The sequence below is a fragment of the Streptococcus mitis genome (genome assembly GCF_003943905.1).
GTDB classification, from domain to species: domain Bacteria; phylum Bacillota; class Bacilli; order Lactobacillales; family Streptococcaceae; genus Streptococcus; species Streptococcus mitis_BC.
Genome location: NZ_RJNS01000001.1, coordinates 266974 through 280440 on the forward strand (window position 1 = coordinate 266974; position 13467 = coordinate 280440).

The 13467-nt window shown below is 40.6% G+C and carries 14 protein-coding genes; 3 read left to right on the forward strand and 11 right to left on the reverse strand.

The window, feature by feature from the left end; genetic code table 11:
* Positions 1-83 precede the first annotated feature (83 nt).
* Together D8854_RS01375 and D8854_RS01380 are read right to left on the reverse strand one after the other, a co-directional pair.
* Positions 84-503, reverse strand: coding sequence for an EVE domain-containing protein (locus D8854_RS01375; RefSeq protein WP_084946078.1), 420 nt, complete (start codon positions 501-503; stop codon positions 84-86).
* Entirely contained in the window at positions 496-957 is a 462-nt protein-coding gene (locus tag D8854_RS01380) for a MarR family winged helix-turn-helix transcriptional regulator (protein ID WP_125449110.1), read from the reverse strand. Before D8854_RS01380 ends, D8854_RS01375 begins: the two co-directional genes overlap by 8 nt.
* Before the next feature lie 146 nt (positions 958-1103).
* Between D8854_RS01380 and D8854_RS01385 the strand changes: the two genes are divergently transcribed.
* From D8854_RS01385 to D8854_RS01395, 3 genes are all read left to right on the forward strand, one after another.
* On the forward strand, positions 1104-1913 hold the full coding sequence (locus tag D8854_RS01385) for a Cof-type HAD-IIB family hydrolase (RefSeq protein WP_125449112.1): 810 nt from the start codon (positions 1104-1106) through the stop codon (positions 1911-1913).
* Between the two features lie 141 nt (positions 1914-2054).
* On the forward strand, positions 2055-2963 hold the full coding sequence (locus D8854_RS01390; protein WP_000859681.1) for an ATP-binding cassette domain-containing protein: 909 nt from the start codon (positions 2055-2057) through the stop codon (positions 2961-2963).
* Positions 2964-2973: 10 nt separating this feature from the next.
* Complete coding sequence (locus D8854_RS01395) at positions 2974-3726, forward strand: ABC transporter permease (RefSeq protein ID WP_125449114.1); 753 nt, start codon at positions 2974-2976, stop codon at positions 3724-3726.
* A 41-nt stretch (positions 3727-3767) separates the two neighbouring features.
* Here the strand turns inward: D8854_RS01395 and D8854_RS01400 are convergent, their stop codons facing one another.
* The 9 genes from D8854_RS01400 to D8854_RS01440 form a co-directional block, all read right to left on the reverse strand.
* Positions 3768-4646, reverse strand: a complete 879-nt coding sequence (locus D8854_RS01400) for a sensor histidine kinase (protein WP_125449116.1) — start codon at positions 4644-4646, stop codon at positions 3768-3770.
* Positions 4643-5344: a response regulator transcription factor gene (locus tag D8854_RS01405; RefSeq protein ID WP_125449118.1), complete on the reverse strand. Its 702-nt coding sequence runs from the start codon at positions 5342-5344 to the stop codon at positions 4643-4645. The genes D8854_RS01400 and D8854_RS01405 overlap by 4 nt, the downstream gene beginning before the upstream one ends.
* A gap of 106 nt (positions 5345-5450) precedes the next feature.
* Complete coding sequence (locus tag D8854_RS01410) at positions 5451-6188, reverse strand: TraX family protein (protein ID WP_084975339.1); 738 nt, start codon at positions 6186-6188, stop codon at positions 5451-5453.
* A gap of 144 nt (positions 6189-6332) precedes the next feature.
* On the reverse strand, positions 6333-7208 hold the full coding sequence (gene aguB / locus D8854_RS01415; RefSeq protein ID WP_084975337.1) for an N-carbamoylputrescine amidase: 876 nt from the start codon (positions 7206-7208) through the stop codon (positions 6333-6335).
* A 9-nt stretch (positions 7209-7217) separates the two neighbouring features.
* Positions 7218-8303 carry an agmatine deiminase gene (aguA, locus tag D8854_RS01420; RefSeq protein WP_125449120.1) on the reverse strand — a complete coding sequence of 362 codons (1086 nt, stop codon included), beginning with the start codon at positions 8301-8303 and terminating at the stop codon, positions 7218-7220.
* Complete coding sequence (gene nspC / locus D8854_RS01425; RefSeq protein ID WP_125449122.1) at positions 8300-9427, reverse strand: carboxynorspermidine decarboxylase; 1128 nt, start codon at positions 9425-9427, stop codon at positions 8300-8302. The genes aguA and nspC overlap by 4 nt, the downstream gene beginning before the upstream one ends.
* Complete coding sequence (locus D8854_RS01430; protein ID WP_084975332.1) at positions 9427-10686, reverse strand: saccharopine dehydrogenase family protein; 1260 nt, start codon at positions 10684-10686, stop codon at positions 9427-9429. Before D8854_RS01430 ends, nspC begins: the two co-directional genes overlap by 1 nt.
* Positions 10683-11543, reverse strand: coding sequence for a polyamine aminopropyltransferase (gene speE / locus D8854_RS01435; protein WP_000366710.1), 861 nt, complete (start codon positions 11541-11543; stop codon positions 10683-10685). The genes D8854_RS01430 and speE overlap by 4 nt, the downstream gene beginning before the upstream one ends.
* Positions 11544-13004, reverse strand: a complete 1461-nt coding sequence (locus D8854_RS01440; protein WP_125449124.1) for an aminotransferase class I/II-fold pyridoxal phosphate-dependent enzyme — start codon at positions 13002-13004, stop codon at positions 11544-11546.
* Between the last annotated feature and the right edge of the window lie 463 nt (positions 13005-13467).

Sequence of the window (13467 nt, forward strand, 5' to 3'; positions counted from 1 at the left end):
AGTTTCTTACTCTATTATAGCAAAGTTCGCTTCACAGTCCAAATCCAAAATTCTAGTTGACAATCATTTAATTAGCAAATCAATCATACCTCATCATCCACTTTCATATGCTGAAAGATATATAGGAAAAAGTCTTTGGAAACTTCAAAATGCCCATAACGGAGTCGAGAAGTATAATCTTTCCATTCAGGATGTTGTCTGGCTATTTCTATGGAGCAATCTTTGACTGGTTGATAATACTCGACATTTCGTCTAAAGGGAAAGAATCCTTCAAACTGCTCTACTTGATAGGCCTTGTCATCTATAATTTTACCTACGGCCACAAAAGCCTGTAACTTGTCTTGACCGTTCATATCGTATTTTGGGCTATAGTATAAAAGGTAGTCACCTTTTTTCATACGATTTAAGGGACCGCCCTTTCCATGACAGACCTGACAAAAATTCCCTTCAACTCCTCTCAAAACATGATTCTTTGAAACAACTCCGACCCAATATCTAGGCATTTTTATCCTCCAACTCTGCTAACATGCGATTAAAACTTTCTCTATCGTTAGAAAGTTTTTCAAAAAATTCCTCATCAACCCCTTCTACTAAGGGTAAAGCTTGATTGACCTTCTCCGCGCCAGAATTCGTCACTGAGACCAGTTTTGCCCGACTATCCTTTGGATGTTGATCACGTTTAATGTAGTCCTTATTTTCCAGTAGCCTAACAATCTGGGAAAGCGTCATGACATCCATACCGGTGAACCGAGCAATATCAACTTGCGTTACATATTCCTCTCTATTGCTCAGAAACAAGAGCGAGGTTAAAACGATAAATTGGGGCAAAGTGAGGCCAACCGATTTCAAGACTCTTTTTAAATTGCTTTCCCACTTGTTGTAGACTTTGATGAACAGAAGACCTGTAGACTCTGTTTCATCATTTTTGTAAATTGAATTAAAGTGATACTTTGACATTTTTTCTCCTTAAATATTAAGTATACATATTATATAAGAATTTATTTTGTTTTTCAAGAAAAGGAAAGTCGAATGTTACAATTCTATCAGACATTTCATAGTCTATATGCTATAATAAAAGCAAAACACCTAGAAAAGGAAGTCTTATGATTAAACTACTAGCCTTGGATATGGACGGAACTCTCCTTAACGAAGCCAAGGAAATCCCACAAACCCACATCACTGCTATTCATCAAGCTATTGAAAAAGGTGTCAAACTGGTTCTCTGTACAGGTCGCCCGCTTTTCGGTGTCCTTCCCTACTATAAAAAACTAGGACTGGACCTCCAGAATGAGTACGTCATTGTCAATAATGGTTGTTCAACCCACCAGACCAGTAACTGGGGTCTAGTTGACTGGCAAGAACTCAGTCCAGCTGACATTGAATACCTCTATGACTTAGCAGAAAAAAGCGACGTCCAGTTAACTCTTTTTGATGAGAAACATTATTTTGTCCTCGGTGGCAAGCCAAATGAAATTGTTCAAAATGATGCCAAGCTAGTCTTTTCAGACCTGACTGAAATCTCCCTTGAGGAAGCCACCAGTGGTAAGTACCGTATGTTTCAGGGTATGTTTTTAGGCACCAAAGAGCAAACAGACGATTTTGAACAACGGTTCGCTGAGGAACTCTGCCAACGATTCAGTGGAGTTCGTTCGCAGCCTGTCATTTATGAAGCCATGCCTCTTGGGACTACTAAGGCTACTGCTCTTTCTCGACTAGCTGCGATTTTGAAGATTGAGCCCTCAGAGATTATGGCCATGGGCGATGCCAATAACGATATCGAAATGCTTCAGTTTGCAGGACTTGGCATTGCTATGGGAAATGCCAGCGACCATGTCAAATCCCTTGCTAATGACGTCACAGCCAGCAATGAAGAAGAAGGCGTTGCGCGTGCGATTGAGAAGTATATTTTATAGTAAAAAAGCCCAGTCATGTCAACTGGGTTTTGTTTCTTTTAAGAATTACAAAACTTTAGAAACTCTTTAGAATTACTTGATGTTTCTTTGATTTCTATACCTTATACTAAAGTTAGTAAAACAAATCAAAAGGAGAAAATCATGAAAACAGTACTCGAAATTCATGGACTGACCAAACAATTCGGACAACAAGCTATTCTTCAAGATCTTAGTCTAACCATAAAAGAGGGAGATATTTATGGTCTAATTGGAAAAAATGGAGCAGGTAAAACTACTCTTATTAAAATCATTACGCAATTATTGTTTGCGGACAAAGGTACAGTTTCCCTCTTTTCTAGCCAAGAAGAAAATGAGTGGACAAAGGCATTATCTCGAGTGGGTTCTGTTATTGAATCACCTGTAGCTCATAATCACTTAACGGCTTATCAAAATCTGAAATATTATTGTATGATACGTCATATTCCAAATGCTGATAAGGTAATTCATGAGACCTTGGACTATGTTGGGTTATCAGATACAGGAAAAAAAGTCTTTCGTGATTTCTCACTAGGAATGAAACAACGACTTGGCATCGCCATTGCCCTCCTATCCAAACCTGATTTCCTGATTCTTGATGAACCCATTAATGGCCTCGACCCAATTGGAATCAAAGAATTTCGCCTCATGATCCAGCGACTCAATCAGGAGAAAGGAATAACCATTCTCATCTCTAGTCATATATTATCAGAACTCTATCTCCTAGCTAATCGCTTTGGAATTTTGGACCAAGGTAAGATTATCCGTGAAATCAGTAAAGCTGAGTTTGAAACACTGAGTGAGGATTATATTGTACTTAAAACAAGCGATAAAGAAAGAGCTTGTCAGGTATTGAAAGAACAAATCCAGCTCCAGTTTAAGGTTGTCAATCCTGAAAATGAAATCCATATCTTTGGTAATGAACAAGATGTCAAACAGATTCTCAAGCAACTAACTTTGGCCGATGTTGCTATTGATGAGATATACTTTGCCCGTCAAAACCTAGAAGAATACTTCACACAATTGGTAGAATAGGAGAAAAATCATGATACATACCATTCAAGCAGATTTTTACCGTCTTTTCCGCTCCAAAGGATTCTGGATTACCGAATTCATTCTCTTTGTACTTATGTTACTGGGTGCTACTATTGGCGCTACAGGACATCTAATGTCAGTTCAGACAGCACCACCAGAGACTCCAACCCATGGTTGGGACGGCGTTCAAGCTCTTATCAACACGTCTAGCAATGGTTCAAACCTCGTTTTTCTCTGCATTGTTCTAGCATGTCTCGTTCTCGGAGTTGATCTAATCGGCAAGCTCTATAAAAATAGTTTGACTGTTGGCGTTTCTCGTACAGAGTTTTTCTTCGCTAAATCCTTTGTACTAGCAAGTATCGCTCTCTTGCAACTCATCGCTAGCCTTGTGATCGCTTTTGTTCCCTCAACTCTACTAAACGGACTTGGTACGATGCCTGATGGATTTATTGGCGATCTATTGATAACCATTTCCCTGCAATTTCTTTGCCTCCTCGCTTGGATTTCCATTGTTTCCTTCATTCTCTATGTTAGTCATTCTTATCTTGCGGTATTTATTGGTTATTTGGTCAGCTCTATCTTACTTTCCATGCCAATGCTTCTTTTCCCAGACATTGAAATTCTACGATATTTAATCCTAGATTTTGCCTATGCTATGACTAGTAATAGTCAATCTATTCTCTATACCATCATGGTTTGCGTTTCTGTTATACTTTTCTTCTCTCTTAGCAGCCTTACCGTTTTCAAAAAGAAAAGTCTATAAAAAAATGACCTCCTCTAGCCTACAGAGGAGGTTTCTTTTCGTTAAAAATAAATGAAAACTGACAACCACTGTCCATCTGTGCTTAGTTTCATCTCTGCTCCAAGAAGATGAACTAATTCCTCGGTAATATAGAGACCTAAACCAGAGGATTCTTCTGTGTCTGATAGATTTTCAGAATAAAAACGATTGCTGAGATTGTCTATATTCTTGATAGGTTTTTTAACAAGATTATAGATTTCCAAAACAAGCCCTTTTTCTCCCTTTTTCAAAGAAAGTCGAGCTTGTTCCTTGCCGTGCTTAAGAACATTTCCAAGGAGGTTTTGTAAAATTCTATCAAGCAAGTCTTCATCAGTCGTCGTTTTCAATCCTGGTTCAACGTTAAAATCAAGAACAATCTGTGAAGATTGAAAAACGTCATAATAGGCTAAAGTCTTCTTCGTTATAAAAGTTGATAAATCAAGTTCTTCCAGTTTCGGTTTGACTGCTCCTTCCATCAAATGACGATATTCAAGGAGAGCCTCCAAGCGTTTGGAAACCAAATAAAGGTGATGGGCTATTTTGTTTAAAGTTTCTGGATTAGGTTCAGGATTTTTTATTAGTTGCTGAGTATATCCTGAAGCGATTGTCAAAGGTGTCCGAATATCATGAGCGATGTTACTGATTGCCATATCTAGGGTGCGTTTTTCATGCTTCATGATGAGCTGATTCTGTTCCACTTCTTGAAATAGATTCTCAATTTGGTTATGTAGACGCAAAATGGTCTTTGAAAAGAAATTTACTCCGATTCTTTTCATGCTACCCGAGCGAATCTTTTCTTCGATTTGTCTGCTTAAATCTCTAACTGCTAGATGATAGCGAATCAAAGACACTAATAAAATGATGTTGATAAGGAGCAACAGAGATAGCAAAATATAAATCATTGCTTGTCTCCTTTTAATCGTACACCAACTCCCCAAATGGTTTCGATGTATTCGTGATTTGGATCCAGTTGATGCAGTTTTTTACGGAGATTGCTTAGATGAGTGTTGAGCGTATTATCTCCAGGCAGGTAACTTTCTTCCCAAATTAATTCATAGAGTTCTTCCTTGGTGAAGATCTTTTTAGGATGTTGGAGCAGGATTTGGAGAATTTGACATTCTTTCTTTGCAAGGCGAATAGTTTCAGTTACGCTACTTATTTCAAAACTATCTGCATCAAACTGGATATTTTTTAAGTTTTGTGTCAGATTTTCGTTTTTTTCTATTTCCATAGGCTGTTTTTCTGCACTTTGGCGTAACTGTACAGTGACTCTGGCAAAGACTTCGTTCAAATCAAAAGGTTTTACTATGTAATCATTGGCACCGTCTAATAGATATTGGCTGATAAGCTTTTTATCACTCAAAGCAGTGAGCATGATAACTGGAGTCTGACTAGTTTGTCGAATGGCTTGCAAGACTTGGTCGCCATTTTTTCCTGGAAGCATGATATCTAGCAAAACGAGATCAATGCCACCTTTATCAAATTGCATGATACCTTCCGTACCAGAAAAGGCTTGGATCACCTCGTGTTCCTCAATAAGAAGGGTTTTTAAAATTTCCTGAATTTCATTATTATCTTCAATTACAAGTATGCTCGCCATAAACATCGTCCTTTCTAAAACTATTATAACATGTTTTGTTAGGATTTCCAGACACAGAAAAACTCCTCTCACATTATAAGTAAGAAGGAGCTAATGGAAATTGAATCTACTTAACTAAATAAGCAATCAAGGTTATGATCCATAAATGAGCTGGGTAAAAGATATAAAAGAAATATTTATTCCATATAGTTTGTTCACCACGCTCCCCATTATACAAGGCCATAAAAGGAAAAACAGTGATAAAGAGCCAGTCAGAGTTGTAAAGCATCATTTCCAGTGTTTGATACCATGTGTCATAGATTTGGATAGAAGTCACTAATAGGAAGGCCCAAAGGAGAGTATAGAGGAGATTTCGCAATCCCTTACGATTCCGACAAGAGTAACTAATCAAGAGAAATGGTAGTATAGTGATGCCACCCTCAGTAAAAAGACAACCGAAGATCAATAGTCCAGCAGTCCCAATCCGACGCCATAACCTCTCTTTTTGATCCAACTCTTTTCTGGGAAAAGCAATCCAAAGCATGGTGACACCGATAGCCAAAGTCAGGAAAATGTTATTATTGATCATTACTCCTTTAGATGCAAACAGGGCATTGAGTAGGCTATTTCCCGCGAACATGATAAGAGCCCAACTCCAGAGACGGATAAGATAGCTTTTCAGATTTCGAGTATGAATGAAGCCTTCCATAGCCATATAGGCAAACCAAACTCCCACACAACGAGTCATAGCGTGAAAAATACCTTCCCACATAGGAGAAACGATTCCTGTGATATGAGGGATATGGTCTAGAATCATTACTGCCGCCATCAGGTACTTCAACTGCGTCGCATTCCATTTTTTCATAATAAACCTCTTTCTTTTTGATCTACATAGAGTATAGCATACATTTCCACGCATAATCGTACACCTATCTTACATTTAAAAAGCCTATCTTACATTTTTGTAAGACAGGCGTGAATATCAAAAAATGATTATAAAATTTATCTTCTAGTCCGTAATTCGCTGGTACATTTCTGGTCTTCTATCTCGAAACAAGCCCCAGTTTAGACGCTCGCTTGCTCCCTTATCAAGGTCATAACTTGCTAACAGAACAGCTTCTCCTTGTCTTTCGGCTTGCTCTAGAATAGCTCCCGTTTCATCCGTCATAAATGAGTAACCGTAGAAGTCAAGACTAGAACTCTGTCCACCATTTTCCTCACTAGGAGTGACTTCCTCTAATCCATAACGATTGGCTGCAATGACTGGAACAATATTTGCTGCTGCATGACCTTGCATAGTACGTTGCCAGTGACCACAACTATCTGTATCCAAAATTGGCTCTGAACCGATAGCTGTTGGATAAAAGAGCAATTCAGCACCATTCAATGCAAGACAGCGCGCTGTTTCAGGAAACCATTGATCCCAACAGATGCCGATGCCAATCTTAGCGTAGCGCGTATCCCAGACTTTGAAACCAGTGTTACCAGGCGTGAAATAAAACTTTTCTTGATAGTAATGATCATCTGGTATGTGGGTCTTCCGATAAACTCCTAACACTTCCCCATCTGCGTCAATGACAGCGATAGAGTTATACAAGACATTGCCATCTTTTTCATAGAAACTGATCGGTAGAACAACTTGTAGTTCCTTAGCAATCGATTTAAAATGTTGAAGAGCTGTATTTTCTGTCACCGACTGGGCATACTGGTAGTAGTCATACTGGCGTTCCTGACAGAAATAGGGACGTTCAAATAACTCTGGTAAGAGAATGATTTGTGCGCCTTTCTCTGCAGCTTGGCGAACAAGACGTTCAGCTGTTTGAATATTTGTTGCCACATCCTTGGCACATTGCATCTGAATCGCTGCAACTCTTACATTTCTCATCTTTTTCTCCTATTCTGGGATTTGTTGGGTGATACAGTGGATATTGCCACCACCTAAGAGAATATCTCTGGCTGGTATTCCGACAACTTTACGGTCTGGGAAACACTTGCTGAGAATATCTAGTGCCACTTGGTCGTTTACATCCTGAAATTGTGGCACTAAGACAGCCTTGTTGGCAATATAAAAATTGACATAGGAAGCTGCAAGACGCTCCCCCTCATAACGCTCCTCTTCACCATCTTCATAGGTATAACCTGGTAAATCCTCCTTAGTGACAACCTGACGAATAGCTGGGATAGGAAACTTATGAATAGTGAAAGTGCGACCTTTTGCATCCGTTTCCTTTTCTAAAAGCTCAAGATCAGCTGCAGACATGGCATACTGAGGATCGCTTTTGTCGTCTGTCCAAGCTAAAACAAGCTCTGCAGGACCGATGAAGGCTGCAACATTGTCAACGTGTTCATTGGTTTCGTCCTGATAAATACCATAAGGAAGCCAAATAACTTTTTCAGCTCCAAGGCTCTCTAATAAGGTGTTTTCGATTTCCTCTTTACTGAGATGAGGATTGCGACCAGAGCTTAGTAGGCAACTTTCAGTCACAAGAATGGTCCCTTGACCATCGCTGTGTATCGCGCCTCCTTCCAGTACAAAAGGTTTAGCATCGTAAACAGGCATTTCCAAGGTCTCAGCAAACCGACTGGCTACTTGGTCATCATCTTCATAATCTTGATAAAGACCATCGACAGCACCACCCCAGGCATTGAAAGACCAATCAACTGCCAACTTTTCTCTTTTATCATTGACGAGAATCGTCGGACCAGTATCACGCGCCCAGGCATCATTAGTAGGAATATCTAGATAAACAACCTTGTCTCCAAGATAGGATTTGGCTTCAGATAGATAGTCCTCCTCAACCAAAAGATAAACAGTTTCCCCTTCTGCTATGGTCTTTATAATTTGGCTAAATGCTCTTTTGGCAGCTTTTCCTTGAAAGGGCCATGAACCTGGTCGAGTCGGCCATATCATCAAAGTACCATGATGAGCTTCATACTCTGCTGGCATACGGTAGCCTAATTTCTTTGGACTGTCTATCATGATAATCTCCCTTTAAAGTCTTGGTAGCCGAAGGCTTTGACTAAGCTGCAGTCTCCCTGCTCGTCCATGAGATAGAGACTTGGCAAGCCAATACCGTTAAAGGTATTATTTTTAACAAAGGAGTAGATTGCCATGTCTTCAAAATAAAGTCTATCACCGATTTGGATTGGATTTTCAAAGCTATAGTCGCCAATCACATCACCCGTTAGACAGGTATTGGAAGAAAGTCTATAGGTATGGGCTTTTTTCTGCGGTTCAAATCCATTTCTCAAAGGTGGTCGATAGGGCATCTCAAGTACATCAGGCATATGGCAGGTTGCAGAGGCATCTAAAACTAAGATCTCCATACCATTTTCCACAATATCCAATACTTCAGTTGCTAGATAACCCGCATTGAGCGCAATGGCTTCACCCGGCTCGATATAGACGTCAAGATTGTAAGTTTCTCGGATGCGCTTGATTTCAGAAATCAGCAAATCCACATCGTAGTCATCTCTTGTGATATGATGTCCGCCACCCATATTGAGCCATTTAACTTGATGTAAGTAAGAACCAAACTGCTCTTCTATTGCTTTCAAGGTTGTCTCTAAATCATCTGCCCCTTGCTCACAAAGAGTATGAAAATGAAGGCCATCCACCAAATCCAGCAAATCACTTGGTATCTTGTCTGAAGTCACTCCAAAACGGGAGCCAGGTGCACAAGGGTCATAGAGCGCGTGGTCACCCTGAGTTGAACACTGTGGGTTGAGACGCAAACCGACACTAATGCCAGCCTCTCGGCAACGTGAACCGTGTTTACGCAACTGTCTTTCCGAGTTAAAGACGATATGGTCTGTTATCTCCAGCAATTCCTCCAAGTCCGTATCCTTGAAAGCTGGCGCAAAGACATGGACTTCCCCCGGAAAATCTTCTCTAGCTAACTTCGCTTCATAGAGTCCACTAGCTGTCGTACCTGATAGATACTGGCTAATTAGGGGATAGGTTTTATAGAGAGAATAAGCCTTTTGAGCTAACAAAACCTTACAACCGGCTTCTTCTTGTACATATTGCAAAATGCGGCAGTTGGCTTCTAACTTTGCCAAGTCAATGACGTAAGCTGGTGTGGGTACTTGTTCTAGCTTCATTAGTCCACCATTTGTGGATTTTCAACCACAACCCAAGGCAAACCATACTCATTCAAAGCTTCCATGAATGGATCTGGATCCAATTCTTCAAGGTTGTAAACTCCAGGTTGTTTCCAAGTACCGTTCATAACTAATTTTGTCCCAATCATAGCTGGAACGCCTGTTGTGTATGAAATTGCTTGTGAACCAACTTCTGCGTAACATTCCTGATGATCGCAAACATTGTAGATATAGATGGTCTTTTCAACACCGTCTTTGACACCTGTAAAGATACAGCCGATATTGGTTTTTCCAACTGTACGTGGGCCAAGGCTGGCAGGATCAGGAAGCAAGGCTTTTAAGAATTGAATCGGCACGATGTCTTGTCCATTAAAGTTAATAGCATCCGTACGAAGGAGTCCGACATTTTCCAAGCATTTCATGTGCGTTAGATAGGATTGACCAAAAGTCATAAAGAAACGAATCCGTTTGACTCCAGGAATGTTTTTGGCCAATGATTCAATTTCTTCGTGGTGAAGGAGATACATGTCTTTTTGTCCAACCTGAGGGAAATCATACTCACGCTTGATTGACATGGCTTCGACTTCGACCCATTTCCCATCTTCCCAGTAAGAACCTGGCGCAGAAACCTCGCGGAGATTGATTTCTGGGTTAAAGTTTGTCGCAAATGGATAACCGTGATCTCCACCATTACAGTCTAAAATGTCGATATAGTGGATTTCATCAAAGTAATGTTTGAGGGCGTATGCTGAAAAGACACTAGTCACACCTGGGTCAAAACCAGAACCGAGAAGAGCTGTCAAGCCTGCTTCTTTGAATTTCTCCTGATAAGCCCACTGCCATGAGTAGTCAAAGTAAGCTGTAAAACCTAGTTCCTTGCAACGTTTTTCATAAATGGCACGCCATTCAGGGTCTTCTGTATCCTCTGCCTCGTAGTTAGCTGTGTCGATATAGTGAACTCCAGTCGCTAAACAAGCATCCATAATGGTCAAGTCTTGGTATGGCAGAGCTACGTTCAAAACGGCTTCTGGCTTGTAGCTTTCAATCAAGGCAATCACTTCTTCGACCTTGTCAGCATCAAGAGCAGCTGTTTCAATCTTTGTACTTGTTTTGCCTTCCAGTTTAGCCTTCAAGTCATCACATTTTGACTTGGTACGACTAGCAATCATAATCTCTGTAAAGGTTTCGCTATCTTGACAAATCTTTGAAATAGCAACTTGGGCAACGCCTCCACATCCGATAACTAATAGACAACTCATTTTTTCCCTTCCTCTTCTTCTAAAATGTCTTCTACATACTTAGGCAACATAAAGGCTCCCACATGTAAGTTTGCAGTGTAGTATTCTGTGAAAAGCTGGCGTTTTTTCCAACCTTCCTTATCAAAATCTTTGATAGGGTGGTATTTTTTCGATGCAAATCCAAACAACCAATAACCAGCAGGACTGGTCGGAATATGTGCCTGATAGACCCGGCTGATTGGAAATGCTTGATTGACCTTGCGGTGCATGCTTCGGCAAGCTGACTCATCCTCGTCAAAGAAGGGACTCCCATGCTGATAAATCATGATGCCGTCTTCTTTCAAGGCTCTGTAACTGTTTCCGTAAAATTCCTTGGTAAAGAGCCCTTCCGTATGTCCAAATGGATCTGTTGCATCATTGATGATAATATCGTAGTCATCTTCGCAGTTTCGCAAAAAGCGTAGCCCATTTTGGTAGTAAATGGTAACACGAGGATCATCTAGCCCTGCAGCAAAGTCTGGGAAGTATTCTCGACAAACCTCAACCAGCATCTCATCCGGTTCCACGATATCGATTTGCTCCAGTTCTGGATAGAGGGTTAATACTTGGGCAACACCGCCGTCACCACCCCCGATAACCAAGACTTTCTTTGGATTGGGATGCACAGCCATGGGAACGTGTACGGTCATTTCGTTGTAGACGAAATCGTCTGCGTCTGAAAACAATACATGCCCATTTAAAATCAGTATTTTCCCAAAAGCTGGCGTATCCAAGACTTCGATATCCTGCCATTCACTTTTACCAGCGTAGAGTTGCTTGGCTGTTCTCAGGGATAATTTCACATCTGGAGTATGAACTTCAGAAAACCATAAATCCATCTAGTTCTCCTTTCTCTTAATGACGTTGATGTGATTGACCTCTGGATCTTCCGTCCCTTGAAGGGAGCAACCACGTTCCTTGGCAAATTGGATATAGTTTACAATTTCTCGTGTAATGCGTTCACCAGGAGCCAAGATAGGAATCCCTGGAGGATAGCACATGACAAATTCCCCACAGACTTGTCCAACAGATTCGTCTAAGCTTAAACTTTTTCTTTCTGAATAAAAGGCTTCCTGAGGAGACAGGACTAACTCGGGCTGGATATATTCACCAGCAATCAAGTCCTTCCCATCTCTCGAGTAGAGTCTCTTGATATCCGCCAAAGCACCAACCAGACGCTCAATGTCTTGGATGCGGTCACCGATTGAAATATAGGCCAATATATTGCCAATATCCCCAAACTCGATCTGAATATCGTATTCGTCTCGCAAGAGGTCATAAACCTCAATACCGGTTAAGCCAATACCCTGAGTGTAGACTGACAGCTTGGTCACGTCAAAATCACAGACCGACACACCGTCTATTAACTCTTTTGAGTAGGCATAGTAACCACCGATAGCATTGATTTCACGACGAGCATACTCAGATAGCTCAATGACCTTCTCAAATGACTCTTTACCACGAAGGGTAAGGTTGCGTCGTGAAATATCCAAACTAGCCATCAACAAGTAAGAGGCGGATGTTGACTGGGTTAGGTTTATAATCTGACGAACGTACTCAGGATTCATCTGCTCCCCGATAAGTAAAATGGAGCTCTGAGTCAAACTCCCACCAGACTTATGCATAGAGACCGCTGCCATATCAGCGCCAGCATCCATAGCAGAAATTGGGAGTTTATCAGTAAAATGCAGATGAGCCCCATGGGCTTCGTCCACTAAAACAAGCATGCCAGCTTCATGAGCCATTTCTGTCAACCCCTTTAGGTCTGAACAGATTCCGTAGTAAGTAGGATTGTTAATCAAAATTGCCTTGGCCTCGGGATGTTCCTTTATAGCTTGTGCTACACGGTCATTTTCAAGACCTAAGGCGATGCCGATTTTAGGATCTACACTCATCTCGATATAGATGGGAATGGCACCACATAGAACCAATGCATTAATAGCAGATTTGTGGACATTACGCGGCAGAATAATCTTATCTCCAGCCTTGCAGGTAGAAAGAATCATGGTTTGAACAGATGATGTTGTTCCCCCAATCATTAAGAATGCGTGGGCTGCTCCAAAAGCATCAGCTGCTAGCTCCTCTGCATCCCGAATAATCGAAATGGGATGGCCTAAATTATCCAAGGGTTTCATAGAATTGACATCAATGCCAACACATTTTTCTCCCAACAATTCAACAAGTTCTGGATTTCCCCGTCCGCGTTTGTGACCTGGTACATCAAAGGGAACAATCCGTTTCTTTCTTAGCTTAATCAGACCGTCATAAATAGGTGCCTGATTCTGATCTAACTTTTTCAAGACATACTCCTTTACCGTATTTTTAGTTCCTCAAAAAGATGAGGGCAATCAAAGGTTGACTTATGAAAAAAGAGCAGGTTTTCACCTGCTCTGCAATCTTCTGACGTTTTTATTTTGGTTTCTGTTGAGTATGTCTGTTCCTGATGTTTCCTAACTCTCTAGTAGCAAATATTACGTACTTTATTGATCGTTTCACAAGATGACGTGTGCTTTCACCACACTAAAAATTTATGAATTAGGACAAGCGTCCTAACATCAACTTATAAAAGTAGGCTTTTAACCCTATCAATAATGTGGTTTTTCAACCACGCTTCGGCATTCAACCCTGCCTGTCCGTAGGCATTTTTTACTCGGGTTTATATTTGCTAGAAAACATCTTCTCATTTTCTAAGCCTTATAACTATATCATGTTTACAAGAGCTTGTAAAGTATTTTGTGAAAGTTTTTTAAAAAATTTCATTTT